The 18,415-nt window shown below is 60.5% G+C and carries 15 protein-coding genes; 3 read left to right on the plus strand and 12 right to left on the minus strand.

Going from position 1 to position 18,415, the window contains the following annotated elements; all coding sequences use genetic code 11:
• Window positions 1–14 precede the first annotated feature (14 nt).
• The 11 genes from ACOQFT_RS20455 to ACOQFT_RS20505 form a co-directional block, all read right to left on the minus strand.
• Complete coding sequence (locus ACOQFT_RS20455; RefSeq protein ID WP_421599687.1) at window positions 15–3,152, minus strand: efflux RND transporter permease subunit; 3,138 nt, start codon at window positions 3,150–3,152, stop codon at window positions 15–17.
• Window positions 3,153–3,155: 3 nt separating this feature from the next.
• Window positions 3,156–4,316 carry an efflux RND transporter periplasmic adaptor subunit gene (locus ACOQFT_RS20460; RefSeq protein WP_421599688.1) on the minus strand — a complete coding sequence of 387 codons (1,161 nt, stop codon included), beginning with the start codon at window positions 4,314–4,316 and terminating at the stop codon, window positions 3,156–3,158.
• A gap of 269 nt (window positions 4,317–4,585) precedes the next feature.
• A complete protein-coding gene (gene metG, locus ACOQFT_RS20465) occupies window positions 4,586–6,304 on the minus strand; it encodes a methionine--tRNA ligase (protein ID WP_421599689.1) in 1,719 nt (572 codons plus the stop codon).
• A 643-nt stretch (window positions 6,305–6,947) separates the two neighbouring features.
• Window positions 6,948–8,168: an MFS transporter gene (locus tag ACOQFT_RS20470; protein ID WP_421599690.1), complete on the minus strand. Its 1,221-nt coding sequence runs from the start codon at window positions 8,166–8,168 to the stop codon at window positions 6,948–6,950.
• Between the two features lie 70 nt (window positions 8,169–8,238).
• Window positions 8,239–8,835 (minus strand): YceI family protein, encoded by a 597-nt coding sequence (locus tag ACOQFT_RS20475; protein WP_421599691.1) that lies wholly within the window; start codon window positions 8,833–8,835, stop codon window positions 8,239–8,241.
• Window positions 8,832–10,046, minus strand: coding sequence for a CynX/NimT family MFS transporter (locus ACOQFT_RS20480; RefSeq protein ID WP_421599692.1), 1,215 nt, complete (start codon window positions 10,044–10,046; stop codon window positions 8,832–8,834). Before ACOQFT_RS20480 ends, ACOQFT_RS20475 begins: the two co-directional genes overlap by 4 nt.
• Window positions 10,047–10,110: 64 nt before the next feature.
• Window positions 10,111–10,731, minus strand: a complete 621-nt coding sequence (locus ACOQFT_RS20485; RefSeq protein ID WP_421599693.1) for an ImuA family protein — start codon at window positions 10,729–10,731, stop codon at window positions 10,111–10,113.
• 59 nt (window positions 10,732–10,790) lie between these two features.
• Window positions 10,791–11,372, minus strand: coding sequence for a retropepsin-like aspartic protease family protein (locus ACOQFT_RS20490; RefSeq protein ID WP_421599694.1), 582 nt, complete (start codon window positions 11,370–11,372; stop codon window positions 10,791–10,793).
• A gap of 41 nt (window positions 11,373–11,413) precedes the next feature.
• Window positions 11,414–12,037, minus strand: coding sequence for a MarC family protein (locus tag ACOQFT_RS20495; RefSeq protein WP_421599695.1), 624 nt, complete (start codon window positions 12,035–12,037; stop codon window positions 11,414–11,416).
• A complete protein-coding gene (locus ACOQFT_RS20500; RefSeq protein WP_421599696.1) occupies window positions 12,034–13,887 on the minus strand; it encodes an ABC-F family ATP-binding cassette domain-containing protein in 1,854 nt (617 codons plus the stop codon). The genes ACOQFT_RS20495 and ACOQFT_RS20500 overlap by 4 nt, the downstream gene beginning before the upstream one ends.
• 59 nt (window positions 13,888–13,946) lie before the next feature.
• Window positions 13,947–14,222, minus strand: coding sequence for a hypothetical protein (locus tag ACOQFT_RS20505; RefSeq protein WP_421599697.1), 276 nt, complete (start codon window positions 14,220–14,222; stop codon window positions 13,947–13,949).
• Between the two features lie 244 nt (window positions 14,223–14,466).
• Here ACOQFT_RS20505 and ACOQFT_RS20510 point away from each other — a divergent pair, with 244 nt between their 5' ends.
• Window positions 14,467–15,669, plus strand: coding sequence for a multidrug effflux MFS transporter (locus tag ACOQFT_RS20510; protein WP_421599698.1), 1,203 nt, complete (start codon window positions 14,467–14,469; stop codon window positions 15,667–15,669).
• A 102-nt stretch (window positions 15,670–15,771) separates the two neighbouring features.
• Window positions 15,772–16,194: a nucleoside-diphosphate kinase gene (gene ndk / locus ACOQFT_RS20515; RefSeq protein WP_170442135.1), complete on the plus strand. Its 423-nt coding sequence runs from the start codon at window positions 15,772–15,774 to the stop codon at window positions 16,192–16,194.
• 53 nt (window positions 16,195–16,247) lie between these two features.
• On the opposite strand, the gene ACOQFT_RS20520 is transcribed toward ndk, so the two are convergent.
• Window positions 16,248–16,595: a TfoX/Sxy family protein gene (locus tag ACOQFT_RS20520; RefSeq protein ID WP_421599699.1), complete on the minus strand. Its 348-nt coding sequence runs from the start codon at window positions 16,593–16,595 to the stop codon at window positions 16,248–16,250.
• 306 nt (window positions 16,596–16,901) lie between these two features.
• Between ACOQFT_RS20520 and ACOQFT_RS20525 the strand changes: the two genes are divergently transcribed.
• Window positions 16,902–18,413: a CHAD domain-containing protein gene (locus ACOQFT_RS20525; RefSeq protein ID WP_421599700.1), complete on the plus strand. Its 1,512-nt coding sequence runs from the start codon at window positions 16,902–16,904 to the stop codon at window positions 18,411–18,413.
• The last annotated feature ends 2 nt before the right edge of the window (window positions 18,414–18,415 follow it).

The following is an 18,415-nucleotide window of genomic DNA, read 5'->3' on the forward strand; positions in this document are numbered from 1 at the left end:
GGCTTTACTTTGATTTATACCGCTTCCTCAGAAGGGCCGGGATCGTTCTTGGTACCCTTGATCCATTCCCTGAGGCTTTGCATCAGAGCATAAAGTACCGGTACCAGAATGACGCCGACCAGCGTGGCCGCCAGCATGCCTCCGAACACGGCGACACCGATGGCTTTTTGGCTGGCTGCCCCCGCACCACTGGCCGCCAGCAGAGGCACAACACCAAGCAGGAAGGACAGCGCGGTCATCATCACCGCGCGGAAACGCTGGTAAGCAGCCTCTGCTGCGGCGTCCTTGATCGACAGGCCATTGGCCCGCTGCTCAATCGCGAACTCGACGATCAGAATGCCGTTTTTCGACGCCAGGCCCACAAGCATGATCATCCCGATCTGCGTATAGAGGTTGATGTCACTGCCCACGATGGCCACGGCGGCCACCGCCCCGAACAGGGCGACGATCACCGATAGCAGGATCGAAACCGGCATCGTCCAGCTTTCATATTGCCCGACAAGGAACAGATAGCCGAACAGGATCGCCAGCCCCAGAATGACGATCACGAGGCTGCCGGAAGCCAGCTGCTGCTGCGCGGTCCCGGTCCATTCGAACGCATAGCCCGGGGGCAGGGCGGTGGCCGATTCCTCGGTCATGACGTTGATCGCATCGCCGGTCGACAGCCCCAGCGCGGGAACCGCCGTAACAGTTGCCGAGCGGAACAGGTTGTGGCGTTTCAGCAAGACTGGACCCAGCACGTTTTCAACATCGATCAGCGTGCCCAGAGGAACCATTTCCCCCTTTGTCGAACGCACGTAAAGGTTCGAGATGTCCTCGACGTTATCGCGATAGCTGCCGTCTGCCTGGATCATCACGCGATAGACCCGACCGAACAGGTTGAAGTCGTTCACGTAGTACGATCCCAACTGTGCCTGCATGGTCTGGAACACCTCGGCCACGGACACCTGCAGCGTCTTGGCTTTTTCGCGGTCCAGATCGACGAACAATTGCGGCACGTTTGCGCGGAAGGTGGTATAGGCCTGCCCGATCTCGGGCCGCTGGTTCGCCGCATAGACGAACGATCCCACGGCCGACGCCAGATCCTGAGGTGATCCACCCCCGGTCTGCTGGACCTCCATCTCGACACCAGCAGACATGCCCAGGCCCTGAATGGGCGGCGGGTTGAAGGCCACGATCGAGGCGGCGGACTCGCCATAAGCGATGGCCAGGACCTTTTGCAGGATCGCGTCGGCGCTCAGGTCGTCTTCCTGACGCTCATCCCAGTTGTCGAGGTTCACAAAGATCGCGGCGCCGTTGGTCGTGGTGCCGTTCAGGATCGAGAAGCCATTGACCAGAACGGTACTGGCCACGCCGGGAATTTGCTGAATCTGCTCGTCGACCCGCGCCGAGACGACCTCGGTACGTTCGAGTGTCGCCGCGTCGGGCAGCTGAATATCGACGAACAGATAGCCGTTATCCTCCAGTGGCAGGAACCCGCTGGAGGTGTTGGACATGATGGTCCCGGTGCCCATCGCCAGCGCGGCAATGACCCCAAGGCCAATGACCGGCAGGATCAGCAGCTTGCGTACGATGGCCACATACCCGCCGCGGACGGCGCCGATGAAATTCTCAAACACCGCCAACAGCCCCTTTGGCGGACCCGAGCGGGCACGCAGAACCAGCCCGCACAAGGCCGGTGACAGGGTCAGCGCGTTGATCGACGAGATCACAACAGCGGTCGAGATTGTCACCGCGAATTGCGAATACAGACGCCCCGAGATTCCCGGCATGAAGGTCACCGGCACGAACACGGCCAGCAGAACCAGCGTGGTCGCAATGACGGGGCCGGTGATCTGACCCATGGCCTTGCGGGTGGCCTCGGCAGGGGGCAGCCCCTCGTCGGCAATGATCCGTTCGACGTTTTCAACCACAACAATGGCGTCATCCACCACGATCCCGATGGCCAGGACCAGTGCGAACAATGAGATCGTGTTCAGCGACATGCCGAAGATCAGCAGGAAAGCGAACGTCCCGATCAGAGAAACCGGGATCGCAACGGCCGGAATGATCGTTGCACGCCAACTGCCAAGGAAGATGAATACAACCGTTATCACCAGGGTGAAGGTCATGATCAGGGTCGTGACCACGTCATTCAGGGATTGTTCCACAAAGTCGGTGGTGTTGAATGGGACGGCAAATTCCACATCCGTGGGGAAGCTGCGCGACAGGCGGTCAAGTTCTGCCTGGACCCGATCGGACACCGCCAGCGCGTTGGCGCCGGGGGCCTGATAGATGCCGATGACAGTAGCAGGAACACTGTCAAAGAAACCGGAGGCCGCATAATACTCCGCACCCAGTTCCACCCGAGCGATATCCTTGACCCGCACGATTGAACCAGCCTCACCGGTCCGAATGACAATCTCACCGAACTCATCGGCCGAGGTCAGGCGACCCTTGGTCTTGATGGTGTACTGAAATGTCTGCCCTTCGGGTACCGGGGGCGCACCGATCGAGCCGGCTGATACTTCGACGTTCTGCTCGCGAATGGCGTTGATCACGTCGCCAGGGGTGATGGAAAGGGCAGCCATCTGATCCGGGTCCATCCAGATCCGCATGGCGTATTCCAGATTGGTCAGAACGTCCGCGCGACCGACACCCTGAATCCGCGCCAGCGCGTCTTTCAGGTTGATCGAGGCATAGTTCGACAGAAACACGCTGTCATAGGTGCCGTTGGGTGAGGTCAGCGTGACCAGCAACAGCATGTTGGTCGACGCCTTCTGCGTGACCACGCCCGAGGATGTCACCTCGGTCGGCAGCGAGGACATCGCCTGCGCCACGCGGTTCTGCACGTTGACCGAGGCGATATCGGGATCGGTGCCAACCTCGAACGTGATATTCAGCGAATAGGACCCGTTATCTGACGAGGTGGACGTCATATAGATCATGTCGTCCACACCGTTCACCTGCGCCTCGATCGGGGCGGCGACGGTGTTTTCCACGGTCTCGGCATTGGCGCCGGTATAGGTGGTGGTCACACTGACCACTGGTGGCGTGATGTCCGGGAACTGGGCGACCGGCAAGACCAGATACCCGATCCCGCCCATGATGGTCAGAACAAGCGAAATAACAAGCGCCAGCTTGGGCCGGCTGATGAACAGGGCAGAGAACATCTGTTACTCTCCCGGCTGTTCAGAGGCCACGACCGCATCCACGGCCACGCCCGGACGAACCCTTTGCAGGCCTTCGACGATGACGCTTTCGCCCTCGCGCAATCCTTCCTTGACGATAATCGCCGAGTCGACGGTGTTGCCGGTCGTGATATAGCGCTGTTCGACCATCTGCTTGTCATTCACAACCAGCACGAATTCGCCTCTCTGGTCACGTTGCAAGGCGGCCTGAGGGATCAGGACCTCGAGCGTGGGTTCCAGCGCTTCGATGCGCACGTTCAGAAAGGCTCCGTCGACGATCAGCCTGTTGGCGTTGTCGAATTCGGCCCGCATCGTGATGGCGCCGGTCAGAGGGTCAATCCGGTTGTCGACAAAGACGATCTTGCCGGTCTCACCCAGTTCCGTTCCGTTCGGCAGGGTCACGCGGACATTCGGGCTTTGTTCGCTCTCAGCCAGAGATGAGGCGTTTTCGCCAACAGTTTGAAGAATCGTCGTAAACTGCTTTTCGTTTAGGGAAAAGTTGACATAGATCGGAGCCTCGCTGACGATATTGACCAACGGAGGATTGGTTGGCCCGACCACGTCGCCGACACTGATTGCAACCCGGCCGATGCGGCCCGAAAAAGGCGCGTGGATCTCAGTGTAGCTCAGGTCCAGCTGTGCCTGCTGGATGGCGGCCTTGGCGGCTTTGACCTCGGCCTCGGCGACCAGTTCGTTGGCGCGGGCGATGTCCCGTTCGGACTCCGGCGTGGCGTCGCGTTGGTATAGTTCTTCCTTTCGGGCCAGTTCGACCTTGGCAAGTTCCAGACTGGCTTCGGCCCTGTCCAGATCGGCATTGCGGGCTTCCAGCGTTGCCTCATAAAGGTCCGGCTCAATGGTGAACAGGATATCGCCTTGTTGTACCAGCGCACCGTCTTCGACGTCCTGGCTTTCCAGAAAACCGCTGACGCGCGCCACGATGTCGGCTTTGTCCAGCGCTTCGGCCCGCCCGATGAATACGGCCTCATCGGTGATTTCCTGCGTATAGGCCGCAGCGATGGACACTTTGGGCGGTGGCGCGTCGCCTTGATCCTGTGCGAGGGCCGCATGTGCCATGCCCATATAGACCAAGGCCGCAACGGCTGGCCCCAAGAGGCGGGATGTAGAATTCTTCAATGCAAGGGACATGGCAGGCGCCTCGTTAGAATTGCGGATTTTGCGCCAAGGCAGACTTACCGCCCCGACGAGTCGACTGAATTCTTGGTCAGGATGGCGGTTTTGCGCGTATATCTCAAGCTTCTTGAATGCGAATTAACAGTTCTGCTTTGGAGAATTTTTCGCGCCATAAGGCGAACTTAGGCCGATTTTCTTAAGTTCGTTTCACCAAGATTTGGCCGCTGCAACGAAAACGGGGGCCGCGCGGGGCCCCGTTTCCTTGTTCCACTATGAGCGTTCGATCAGTCGCGTGTTCCGGCAAATCGGGTCTGCCAATCTTCGCGCTGCTCGTCAGTGATTTTGGCGAACAGAACGTCCGGCACCGAGAATTCATGACCGGCGGACAGGGCGCTGAGTGCGGCCGCGACATCCTCGGGCCAGCTTGTATCCAGCGTGTTCATCGCGCTCAGCATTTTGGCCGAAGTTTCGGGGATGAACGGGGCGCTGAGAACGGCATAGAGACGGATCAGGTTCAGGCCCAGACGCACCTGCGCCGCAGCCTGTTCCGGGTCGGTCTTGAAGGTCGACCAAGGGGCCGCGGCCTGCAGGTATTCGTTGCCAGCCACCCAGATCGCCCGCAATTCCTGCGCGGATTTGCGAACATCCATCGCCTCCATGTGCCCTTCATAGGCGCGGACGCGGCGGGTGAGTTCCTCGATCAGCGTCTGTTCACGCTCACCATAACTGCCGCCTTCGGGCACGGTTTCACCGAATTTCGAACGGCAGAACTTGGTGATCCGGCTGACAAAGTTGCCCAACACGTCAGCAAGGTCCTTGTTCACCGATTGCTGGAAGTTCTCCCAGGTGAATTCGCTGTCGCTGCTTTCGGGCGCATGGCTTAGCAGCCACCAGCGCCAGAAGTCGGCGGGCAGGATTTCCAGCGCCTGATCCATGAACACGCCGCGCCCCTGACTGGTCGAGAACTGGCCACCGTCATAGTTCAGATAGTTGAACGATTTCAGGTGATCCACCATCTTCCACGGCTCGCCCGAGCCCAGAATGGTGGCCGGGAAGGACAAGGTGTGGAAAGGCACGTTATCCTTGCCCATGAACTGGACATAGCGCACATCGTCGGCGCCCTTGTCGGTGCGCCACCAGCGTTCCCAATCTGCGTCGGTCTTGCCGTTCGCGTCGGCCCATTCCTTGGCGCAGGCAATGTACTCGATGGGCGCGTCGAACCAGACGTAGAAGACCTTGCCTTCCATGCCGGGCCAGTCCTGATCGCCTTTCTTGACCGGAACACCCCAATCCAGATCGCGGGTGATGCCACGATCCTGCAGGCCGTCGCCGTCGTGCAGCCATTTCTTGGCGATGGATGTGGTCAGGATCGGCCAATCGGTCTTGGAGTCGATCCAGGCATCCAGTTGATCCTTCATTGCGGACTGGCGCAGATACAGGTGCTTGGTCTCGCGCACCTCCAGATCGGTCGATCCGCTGATCGCGCTGCGGGGTTCGATCAGATCGGTCGGGTCCAACTGCTTGGTGCAATTCTCGCACTGGTCGCCACGCGCGCGGTCATAGCCGCAGTTGGGGCAGGTGCCCTCGATATAACGGTCGGGCAGGAAACGGCCATCGGCGTTGGAATAAACCTGTTTTTCGCTGACCTCACGGATCAAGCCCGCGTCATCCAGCTTGCCCGCGAAATGCTGTGTCAGTTTCTTGTTCTGCTCGCTGGACGACCGGCCAAAGTGATCGAAGCTGAGGCCGAAGCGGTTGGCGATATCGGCCTGCACCGCATACATATCGGCGCAATACTCGGCCACCGGTTTGTTAGCCTTGGCAGCGGCCAGTTCGGCCGGCGTGCCATGCTCGTCCGTGGCGCACAGAAACATGACCTCGTTCCCCCGGCCACGCTGGTAGCGGGCATACAGGTCGGCAGGCAATTGCGAGCCGATCAGGTTGCCGAGGTGCTTGATCCCGTTGATGTAAGGGATTGCCGAGGTGATGAGAATCCGAGCCATTTTGCGTTTCCACCTATCTATCTGCGCGCCCGTCTACCTTATGTCACCGGCCAGCAAAAGCCCGGTTTCGCCGGTAAACGCCCGAATCGACGGATAAGTGTATGACCGGCGTGATCTTCGCGTGATGATCCCTGACCGTGTATGATGGGCGTGCATGTTTTTCAGGGGGAAAATGAAGCAATTCTTGATTCATCGCCTGATGCAGGTGTCCTCAATTTTCATTCTGCCTATGGTCCTGATGCCGCGCGTAGCTTCGCCAGTACGGCGGTGCAGCGCGGGCCGAGCTTTCCGCGTTACACAGGGCCGTGGCTGGCGTGCGTGCAGCAGTCAGTGAAAAGGTATGGGACGAAATGTATGTCGTTTACCACGGCAGGCCCAATGTGACCGGGGCCAATGTCGCCGAACTGTAACTGGAGCGTGATGCCGCAGAAAGTTGCGGCAGGTTAGATTAAGTTGCTGAAAATGCGCAACGCAACAAAGCGATGACCGGTTTCGTCGGCTATGAAAGAATGCAACGTCTTGCAGGGGTTTGGGCGTTTGGGGATGCGGGGCGTATGGAAGGTGGCCTTTGGGGATATGAAGCGGGCGCACTCCTCGATGAAATGATCCCGTCCTCTCCATTGCCGGAATAGCATTCGGGGCTCTATTCCTCGCGCGATCGTTTCAGCAGCCGCCCAATGGTGAACGAGGTGCGCGGCGCATAGACGTAATTGGTCCGCTCGTCCGGCGTTGGGCGCGAGCGCATTCGGGCCACCCCGAATACGATCAGCCCCAGATGACCAATGGCCACAAAGGCAAACAGCGCGCCCGGACCAAATTGCTGGATCAAGTTAGAGGACACATAGGGCGAGGCAATTGCCCCTAGCGCGTACCAGAACATCAGTGCTGCCGACAGTTCGACGCGCTGTTCGGTGGTGGCAAAGTCATTTGCGTGCGCTGACGAAAGGGAAAAGATCGGAAAAGTCGTCAGTCCAAATAACCCGGCAGCCAGCATCACGCCCAACGTACCCGCGCCGCTGGCGGCCATCGTCACACCACAGCTCAGCACTGCGGCTGCAGAAAGCCAGATCAGCACCCAGCGCCGGTCATATTTGTCCGCCAGCCATCCCAGCGGGTATTGCGCCAAGGCACCGCCCAGAACAAATGAGGCCAGGAAGAACGCGATCTGATCCACGCCCAGACCGACCTCTTGCCCGTAGACCGGACCGACCATTCGGAAAGACGCGGAACTGAGCGCCGCGACAATCACTCCAGCCACGGCCAGGGGTGAACACTGCCATGCCAGCCGGGGGCGCAGCCTGGGCGCGTTTGGGGTTTTGGGTTGGCTGGCACGGGTCAGTGTCAGCGGCAATAACGAAGCGCAACACAGGATCGCCAACAGGTTGTAGGACACGTACGAGGCGGGCGGCAGCACGGCGATGATCAACTGCGCCCCCAGCGATGCCCCCATATCGACGAACCGATATGTCCCCATGGCCCGTCCGCGGTTTTCGTTGGTGACTTTGGCGTTCAGCCAGGCCTCGATCACGGTATAGCTGCCGGCAACGCAAGTGCCCGACGCGATCCGCAACAGGGCCCATAGATAGGGGTTGTCGGTCAGCGTGTGCCCGATCAACCCCATCGCCCCCAGGGCTGTACAGACGGCAAAGGCCCGCGAGTGACCAACATTCCCCATCAACCGCGGGGCCCACCAGCAGCCAATGAAAAAGCCAAGGAAATGCGATGATCCCAGCAGACCGATCTGCTCGGTCGTGAATTCCAGTGTAAAGCCTGAAATGGCATCCAGCGGTCCGACGCCGCCGGTGGAAAGCTGCAGCAGAATGACGGAAAGAAAAAGGGCGGCAAAGGAAATGATCGTGCGCATGATGGGCTTAGCTTTACCCAATATGCCGGTAATGCGCGCGCCTTATCGACGCCGCGGCGTCGTTTTTTGGCTATCCGGCCCGTTTGATTTCCGCTCGGATGTCCAGCCCGACGGTATCCTGCACCAGATCGGCATATCCCGAGGCGCCGAAATCGTGACGGTTCAGCGCGCCGGTCAGGCGGATGGACAGCATGTCCAGATTGTCCGAGGCGCTGCCCGAGGGGCGGAAGAGATCGGCTTGCAGGGCGATCGGTTTCGTGACGTCGCGCAGGGTCAGGTCGCCGGTGATTTTCGCCCCGCGCGAGATCCGCCCGCCTTCACCCAACTGCACCCCGGTCGATACGAAATGAATGGTTGGAAATCGCGCGACATACAGAACACCTGCGCTCAGCATCGCGTTTCGGGCAAACGGCAATCTGGTGCGGGCTTCGGCGGCGTTCAGGGTGACGCTGACGCGACTGTTGGTCAGATTGCTCAGATCGATCCGGATATCCGCGGACTGGATCGGCATGGTGCCGGATTGGGCAAGGCCTGAAAGGTCGAAGGTAAAGTCAACGGATGTGCCCTTGGGCACCAGAACATAGGGGCTGAGGTCGGCATGGGCCGGGTGGGTCAGGGGCAGGGCGGCAAACCCGGCCAGAAGCGTGCGCCGGGTCAGGCGGGTCATGCTGCGGCCTCCTGCCTGCGCGGGCGCGAACGGTTCAGCAGCATCAGGAGGATGGCAATGTTCAAGCCGTTCCACAGAATGCCGTTGACGAAGGCCAGTTGGTAATTGCTGGTCACGTCGTAAATCCAGCCGGACATCCAGCCGCCCAAGGCCATACCCATGATGGTCATCATCATGACGAAACCCACGCGGGCGCCGGCCTCTTGCGGGGGCATGTATTCGCGGACCACAAGCGCATAGCTTGGCACGATGCCGCCCTGCGCCAGCCCGAACAGCAGGCTGATGACGTAAAGCGAGACCATCCCGTCATATGGCAGGAACAGGAATAGGGCGATACATTGCAGGACCGAGCCGATCAGCAGGGTCATCACCCCGCCCAACTTGTCGGCCACCAGCCCCGAGATCACGCGGCTGACCACGCCGCCCAACAGCATTAGTGACAGCATCTCGGCCCCGACTGCCGGACCGTATCCCAGACCGACGCAGTACGAGACGATGTGAACTTGCGGCATCGACATGGCCACGCAGCACCCGATCCCGGCCAGACCCAAAATGTATTGCAGGGCACGCGGTGAAATCCCGACGCTGCGGGCGTTGATCTGCGCGTTGGCGGCGGCGGTGCTGTGGGCCTCGACCGGGACCTGGCGGCGCAGAAGAAGGGATAGAGGGATGACGACTGCCAAGGTTATGACCGCCAGCGTCAGATAGACCTGCTGCCAGCCGTCGCGGGCCAGAATGCCGGACAGGAGGGTGGGCCAGATCGCGCCGGACAGGTAATTCCCGCTGGCCACAAGTGCGACGGCAATCCCGCGCCGCCGCATGAACCAATGTGAGATATCAGCGATCAGCGGCCCGAACCCGATGGACGTTCCCAGCCCCAGCAACAGATGCGCCACCGACAGCAGCAGAATGTTCGGCGCCCATGTTGCCAGCAGGTAGCTGACTGCGCTCAGCATGGCGGCGGCGATCAGCGCTTTGGTTACGCCCAGCCGGTCGACCACCTGCCCCAGCCACATGTTCCCCAGCGCAAAGCCGATCATCGCCAGCACATAGGGCAGGGACGCCTCGGCCCGTCCGGCCCCGAACTGTGCCTCGACGGCGGGCATTACCACGATCACCGCCCACATGCCTACATTCGCCACCGTGGCGATGGCGAGCGTGATCAGAAGGCGAAGCCAGGAATAGCGGCTGTCATGGATCGGGTGGCTCATTCGGAAACGCTAGGGCCGGGGCCGGGCTTTGGCCAGTCACATGTTTTGTGATCGGCGTGAGGTGTCACACCAATACATCTTGCGTTTCGATCCGGGTCAGGTTCAGCCCGGCGCGCGGTTTGGTCTGGGTTGCCTGCCAACTGACCGGGGGCAGGGCGCGGGCGCGGCGGCGGGTCAGGGTCCAGCGGCGGACCTCTGCCTGATGGGTCGCGGCCATGTGCCAGCGGGTCTCAACCCCTTGCGCGCCGCCATCGCCGGGCGTCAGCAACAAGCCCAGCGGAGCCCGCCCCAGCGCGCCGCCGTGTTCTGCGGCCAAATGCATCCGCCGCACCGGTGTCAGGCCGGGCGCGCCGGGCAGGTCGCCGATCACCAGCGGTATGGCTCCACTGCGCAGCGCCTCTTCCATGCACCACAGCAGATCCTCGGCGCGGGTGGGGCGGACGAACAGGAACCGGGCCGGATCGGCAAAGGGCATCATCCCGTCGGGGTTCAACTGGCCGGGCTCCCACGCGGGCGAAATCCACAGCACCGGCCCTTGTGCCTGACCGGCCAGCCACATGGAAAAGCTGCGTCGGGCGGGGCCGCAGGCCTCGTGCACACGACCCAGTTGCAGGGTGATCTGCGGATGCAGGGCCAGCCCGGGCACCTCACGCGCGGGTTTGCGGCCAAGAAGGTTTGTAGACATGCGCCCAGTCTAGCGTGTTCTCATTTTGTTCTCAATACGGGAATACCGTTGCGGACCCTTTATCGAGACAGGATCAGGCGGCCATCTGTGAACTGGATACTCGAGAACCGGTGCAGGTAATCCATGCCCAACAGAGACTGACGCAAATCGCCTTCGTTGACCCAGGCTGCAACGCCGCGGTCGGTGATCGGACCCAGCTCAAGAGTGTCCAGCCGGATAGGTGCGGTGCGGACCTCTCCGTTCGCGGTCGACGCACGGCCGAGGTAATTCAACTGGTCGGGGTCGACCCCAATACGCCGGGCATCCTGTTCGCTGAACACAATCTGGCTGGCACCGGTATCGACGAGGAAGGTGATCGGCTCTCCGTTCACCAGAACGGACAGGTAGTAGTGGCCGTCATAGGCGCGGGGAACTTCGATGGTCTCGCCAGTGACGGTCATCTGCGGGACAGGACCCATGGTCGAGCGGATGTCTCCCCACAGGCCGACAGCCGCGATGGCACCAATGAAGATGAACACCCAGGCCATGGCCTGTTGCAGGGTTTTGTTCAGGGATTGGCGGTTTTGCGAGATAAACCATGCAACAACAGCCGTGCCAAGCACGACCAGATAAACCACCCGTCCAATGTTGTCGCCGTCCATACCATTACCCTTACCGAATTCACTTTAAGGTATATGGGGATTTACGAAGCAAAGCCAAAGGCTTTGAGGCCATCCAAAATGAACTGAACCGAAAGTGCGGCCAGAAGCATTCCCAGCAGCCGTGTCAGCACGTTCAAGCCGGTCTTGCCCAGAATGCGCGCAATCAGACCACCGGACAGGAAGAAGATCAGAACCACGGCCATCACCGCCAACATCACAACAATGGCCTCGGCAATGCCAAGAATGCCCGGATGTTGACCGGCCAGCAGGATGATCGTTGCAATCGAACCCGGCCCGGCCACCAGCGGAATAGCCAGAGGGAACACAGACGGGTCCGGGTGTTCTTCTTCCTCTTCGACCCGGTCTTCGCGGCGTTTGGTGCGGCGTTCGAACAGCATGTCGAGCGCGGTCAGAAACAGCAGCGCTCCGCCGGCGACTTTGAATGCCTCCATCGAGATACCGACAAAGCCCAGCACGGCCTCGCCAAAGGCCGCAAAGGCGATCAGGATTCCCGAAGCCACGGCGCAGGTGCGCAATGCCACCTTGCGGCGCGCACGGGAATCCATGTCCTGCGTCAGCGCCACAAAGATCGGGGCGGTGCCGAACGGGTCGATCACCACGAACAAGGTGGTGAAGGCGGTAATGAAAAAGGCTAGATCCATCATGCTGCGTTCTCTGCGTTTTCAAGACGTTCGGCGGCGGCGACCCACAGGGCCTCGGCCTTTTGCATGGCCTCGACGACCTCGGTGAATTTGCGGTTCCAGGTTTCCAGATCGCTGATCTTGTCGTCCTCGTAAAGCGCCGGATCCGCCAGTTTGGCCGAGAGCTTGTCGTGCATATCCGTCAGCTTTTCGATCCGGTCCTCGCATTTGCGCAGGTCGGCGCGCAGGGCCAGCATCGCCTCGCGCGAGGGGCGTTTGGGTTTGGGCGCCTGCGGTTTCTCTTTGACCGGTTTGTCACGGGCGAGCAACATGGCGCGGTAGGCCTCGAGATCGCCGTCAAACGGTTTAACCGTGCCGTCCGAAACCAGCCACAGCCGGTCCGCGACCAATGACAGCAGGTGCATGTCGTGGCTGACCAGAACCACTGCGCCGGAATAGGCGGTCAGCGCCTCGACCAGCGCCTCGCGGCTTTCGATGTCAAGATGGTTGGTCGGCTCATCGAGGATCAGCATATGCGGTGCGTCGATGGTGGCGATCAGCAGCGACAGGCGTGCTTTCTGGCCACCGGACAGCCGCCCGACCAGCGTTTCCGCCTGATCCGCGTTCAGCCCGAACCCGGCCAGACGCGAGCGCCACTTGCCCGGCGCCTCGTCCGGGCGCAGGCGGCGCAGGTGGTCCAGGGGCGTCTCGTCCACATGCAGCTCATCCACCTGATGCTGCGCGAAATAGCCGATGCGCAGCTTGTTGCTGCGGGTCATCTTGCCCGCCATCAGGGGCAGGCGGTTGGACAGCAGCTTGGACAGGGTCGACTTGCCCTGGCCGTTCTTGCCCAGCAGAGCGATGCGGTCGTCCTGATCAATGCGCAGGTTCAGGCGGCGCAGTACCTCGGTTTCACCATAGCCCGTCACGCCGCCTTCGATCTGTATGATCGGCGGCGACAGTTCTTCGGGTTCGGGGAAGGAAAACGCGCGCAGAGCGGCCTCTTGCGGGGTCGAGACCAGTTGAATGCGTTCGATCATCTTCAGGCGCGATTGCGCTTGCACCGCTTTGGATGCCTTATAGCGGAACCGGTCCACAAAGCTCTGCAGGTGCGCGATGCGGGCCTTGGCCTTGGCATTTTCCGATTCCGCCTGCGCCAGTCGTTCGGCGCGGCGTTCGGCGAACTTGTCGTAGGGCACCGCGTAATAAGTCAGCTTGCGGTCTTCCAGATGCAGGATCGAGCCTACCGCTCGGTTCAGCAGCCCGCGGTCGTGGCTGATGATGATGACCGTATGCGGGTACCTAGCCAGATAGCTTTCCAGCCAAAGCGCGCCTTCCAGGTCCAGGTAGTTGGTCGGTTCGTCCAGCAACAACAGATCGGGCTGCGAAAACAGCACCGCCGCTAACGCGACGCGCATCCGCCAGCCGCCCGAAAAATCCGAGCAGGGGCGCAGCTGGTCGTGATCATCAAACCCAAGCCCTTTGAGGATCGAGGCCGCGCGGGCCTCGGCCGACCAGGCGTCGATATCGGCCAGACGTGTCTGGATCTCGGCGATGCGGGCGGGGTCCTCGGCGCTGTCGGCCTCGGCCATCAGCGAACTGCGCTCGGTATCGGCGGCCAGAACCGTATTGATCAGCGACACGTCGGAGGAGGGCACCTCTTGCGCAACACCCCCGATCCGTGCGCGTTTCGGCAGTACGATATTGCCCGATTCCAGCGCCAGCTCACCCCGGATCAGGCGGAACAGAGTGGTCTTGCCGGTGCCGTTCCGCCCCACGAGGCCAACCTTGTGGCCGTCGGGAATGGTGGCGCGGGCACCGTCAAACAGGGGGCGGCCCTCGACCGCATAGGTGATGTCTTCGATCCGTAGCATAGGCCGAGCACTGCGGCACGGCCTGACGCTTGTCAATGGGGTGAATCGCCGATGGTCAGTCAGTTTAGTTCAGCGGCCACGTCTTCAAAGGGGTACGAGGCAAAACCGACCAAATCCTGATCACCTTCTTCGCTGAATACAAAGACGTGAACTTCGTCATGGTGCAAGGTGGCACGGCAAAACACACCCGACTGAGACATGTTCGACGGGCAGGTTTCCAGATCGGTGTGAGCAATCGCTGTTTCGAATAGTTCGTAGTTCATCGGAACGGGCGCCGGATCGGCTACGGCGGTTGAGGCAAGGATGCAGGCGATAGCCGCAATTTTCGGTGTCATCAGAGTGGCCTTTTTTGTTAACACGTTCTGTCCGCACAGCAAAAAGACTGACAGAAAAAGTCAGGTAATTAAATGTGTATTATTCTACCGCGTCATTCTATCGCGCTGTCCCTTTGGTGCATTGCGCGTTCAACCTTGTTCGAGAGGTCCACACCTGCAGGCTTTGCGCCAAGTGGTTGGCATGGGCATGGTGCGCACCTTGTGATAACTCTGCCGTGATTTGTATTTCTAACCGGATTTCTTCATGCGCGCGGCTCAATCACCGCCATCTCTGGTCACACTGGTGTTCGCCACGGCTTTGTCCGTGCTGACGCTGAACATGTTCCTGCCGTCGCTGGCGCGGATGGCGGGGGATTTTCAGGTCGACTATGCGCTGGTGAACCTGTCCGTGGCCGGATATCTGGCCGTTTCTGCCGTACTGCAACTGACCATGGGGCCGCTGTCCGACCGGTTTGGCCGCAGACCTGTTCTGCTGATCTGTATGGCGGTGTTCGTCGCCGCGTCGGTCGGCTGCGTCCTGGCCGAGTCGATCTGGGTTTTCCTGGGCTTTCGCCTGCTGCAGGCCGCTGTGGTGGCCGGACCGGTTCTGTCCAGCGCCGCCATCCGAGACATGTATTCATCAAACGAGGCCGCCAGCAAGCTGGGTTACGTGGCGATGGCGATGGCGCTCGCCCCGATGTTGGGACCGATGCTGGGCGGTGCGCTAGACAGCCTGTTCGGCTGGCGCGCCGGGTTTTTTCTGTACTCCGTTTTGGGGGCAGGGCTGTTGCTGTTGCTCTGGGCCGATATGGGAGAAACCAACACCAACCGGTCTTCAACTTTCGCGGCACAATTGAGGGAATACCCGCACCTGCTCTGCGCGCGGCGGTTTTGGGGTTATGCCCTGTGCGCGGCCTTTTCGATCGGAGGTTTCTTCAGCTTCATTACCGGAGCGCCCTTGGTGGCCGCAGCGTGGTTCGATCTGAGTCCTGCGATGCTGGGGCTTGGGATCGGCATCATCACGGGCGGCTTCATGGTTGGCAACTTCATCACTGGGCGAATCGCGGCGCGCACGCCGTTGACCACCATTATTCTGATCGGGCGCATCGTTGCATCGACGGGGCCGTTGGGTGGTTTGCTCTTGTTCCTTGCTGATCTGGGGTCGGTCTGGGTGTTTTTCGGGTCGGCGATCTTTGTCGGCTTTGGCAACGGCTTGACCAATGCCAATGCAACCGCAGGGTTGATGTCCGTCCGTCCCAAACTGGCGGGCAGTGCCGCGGGGCTGTCCGGCGCGATGGTCGTGGCGCTGGGGGCGGTTCTGACCTCGCTCACCGGGCTTTGGGTCAGCCCTGAAAACGGCCCTTATTTGGTGTTGGGGATGATGTGGGCATGCAGTTTCGCCGGGCTGCTGGCGGTGCTGTATGTGCGCTGGGTTGACCAGCAGGACCCATTGCCGGAAACGATCTGAGCCGCCGCGCATCATAGTGCTTTTCATATGAGACAGACCATGCTACGCGGCGCGCGATGGATTTCGGCGCGACACCGCGCCTTATGTTAAGGAGAGGCCGACATGGCACTGGAACGCACATTCTCGATCATCAAACCCGATGCAACCCGCCGCAACCTGACTGGCAAGATCAATGCCAAGTTCGAAGAAGCAGGCCTGCGCATCGTTGCGCAAAAGCGCATCCACATGACCAAAGCGCAGGCAGGCAAGTTCTACGAAGTGCACGCCGAGCGTCCGTTCTATGACGAACTGTGCGAATTCATGTCGTCGGCCCCGGTCGTAGTTCAGGTTCTGGAAGGCGAAGGCGCCATTGCAAAGAACCGCGAAGTGATGGGCGCAACCAACCCCGCAGACGCAGCCCCCGGCACCATCCGCGCCGAGTTCGCTGAATCGGTTGGTGAAAACTCGGTCCACGGTTCGGACGCTCCGGAAACCGCAGCGGTTGAGATCGCCTACTTCTTCTCGGGCATCGAACTGGTCGGCTAATCCGCCACCTGATCGGATTTTAGGGCCGCTCCCGGAAACGGGTGCGGCCTATTTCATACCGACTTGAGGTCGTCCGCCGACACCCGCACGCCGACCGCGTCCAGATCTGAGATCATCTGAGTTTCAGGCGCGGCGCTGACACTGGCCTTGATCGCGTCAAACCGCTGACGCAGGGCCTTTTTCTCATCGCCCTTGCAGTCGTTCCACGGACGTCCCTGCAATCCCATCACCAGCACATAGTAGCCGATGAAATGCGGCCGGGTCCCGGCCCGCACCACGCGGGCATAGGCCTCGTCCGGGCCCAAGTCACGCAATTGCTGCGCCGAGTGGATTCCGGCGCGGGCGCAGGCCTGTTCGAAAGCGGGGCCCAGGTTGCGGATCGAGGAGACGGGATCGGACATGCTCACCTTCTAGCCCTGGGCTGCAGTGATGTCGACCTGATCCGGGGGTCGTGCAATATCGTGCTTGCCAGATGGGTTGCCCTGCGATTTCATGACGTCATGCCTGTCATGAGGTTTGCCTATGTCCAAAAACAAGGAAACCGGGGGAAAGCCCGACACGCGCAAAAAGAACACCTTGGAAAGGTTGGGCGGTAAGACGTTGAAGGCCCTCCATATCCGGGCAATCGTAAACGGGACCAGCGTCCGGAATATCCTTAAACCGCTGATGACGGGCTGCCTTGAAGCGCCGAAAAAGGGGCGTTCGTGATGGGGCAGGCAAGCGGGTTTTTCATCATTCCGGGCAGGTTGGATCGGGTTGAACTTTCTGGCGCGCTCAACGGACTGACGCCCGAGTTCGCGACGCTGACCGCGGCGCGGCCTTTCGACCTTTTGGACTGTTATGATCAGTCTCTGCGGGCAGAAGAACGGCTGCTGATCGAGGTCAATGGTGGGTTGCAGCTGCTTCAGGGCGATGGCGAAGCTTTGGCTCAGGCCTGCACCGGTAAAGGGAAATTTGTTCAGGATCTGCCGGACGGTCCTGTGAAAGCGGCGGTGAAGGGGTTTCCCAAACTGCGCGCATTGATGAGCGTCGGCTCGGGCCTGATCGAACCCGGCAGTTTTGCGGTGCTGGATGATCTGCAAAAGACGCAGGTTCGGGGCAGTGTCGTGACGTTGTCCACCGATGAGGGGCAGGCGACCCTTCTGACCCTGCAGCCGATGCGTGGCTATGATCGCGCTTATCACGCCGTTTGCGCGGCGCTAAGCGGCATGGCGGCTTCTGGATTTGAGGCAGTGTTTTCCAACCTGTTTCCCGGTGCCACGCCCTATGACGCCAAGCCTCAGGTCATTCTGGGCAAGCAGGAACCCTCGATCGAAGTAGCGGCTGATATCATCCGCACTTATCTGGCCGTCGCGCGCCAGAATGAGGCAGGCGTGATCGCTGATGCCGATACCGAGTTCCTGCACGACTACCGCGTCTCGCTGCGCAGGGTCCGATCAGTGCTGAGCCTGTTCAAAGGCGTGTTTTCCCCGGAACAAACCAAAGTGCTAAAGCGCGAGTTTTCGGATCTGATGGCGCCCACCGGGCGGGTGCGGGACTTGGATGTTTATCTTCTGGAAAAAGATATTTATTTCAATTTGATACCGCGTAATCTTCATCAGGGTGCCGAGACCATGTTCGCCCAATTCGCCACGGAACGCACCCGCGCGCTGGCCGCGTTGACCCGGCGTTTTCGCAGCGCGGCTTACGGCAAGAAGATGGATGAATTGGAAGCTCTGTTTGCTGATGCGAAAGGTTTGGAATTCGGTCCTAATGCGGATCGCGGCGCCTACAGCTATGCCTGCGCGCTGATTTGGAAGCGGTACCGCAAAGTCTGCAAGCTGGCGCGTGGCATCACCTCGGAAACGCCGGATGAGGTCGTGCATGACCTGCGGATCGACTGCAAGAAGCTGCGCTATCTGATGGAGTTCTTTGGCCCCCTGTTCGACAAGGGAGTCTTCAAAACGCTCATCAAGCCATTGAAAAAGCTTCAAGATAGTCTGGGCTTGTTCAACGATTACTCGGTCCAACAAGAGGCGTTGCTGGACTTTGTGGCAACCCAAAGCGATGCGCAAGGTAGGGCGAATGCACCGCTCGCCATGTCCGTCGGTGGGCTGATCGCCGTTCTCGACCAGCGCCAGGAGGCCGAACGCAACCGCGTCATTGCCAGTTTTCAACATTTCGACAACCCGGACATCCAGAACCTGTTCCGAACCCTGTTTCACCACAAGGAGGATTGAGG

The organism is Ruegeria sp. MALMAid1280 (assembly GCF_049195285.1).
In the GTDB taxonomy this organism is placed as follows: domain Bacteria; phylum Pseudomonadota; class Alphaproteobacteria; order Rhodobacterales; family Rhodobacteraceae; genus Ruegeria.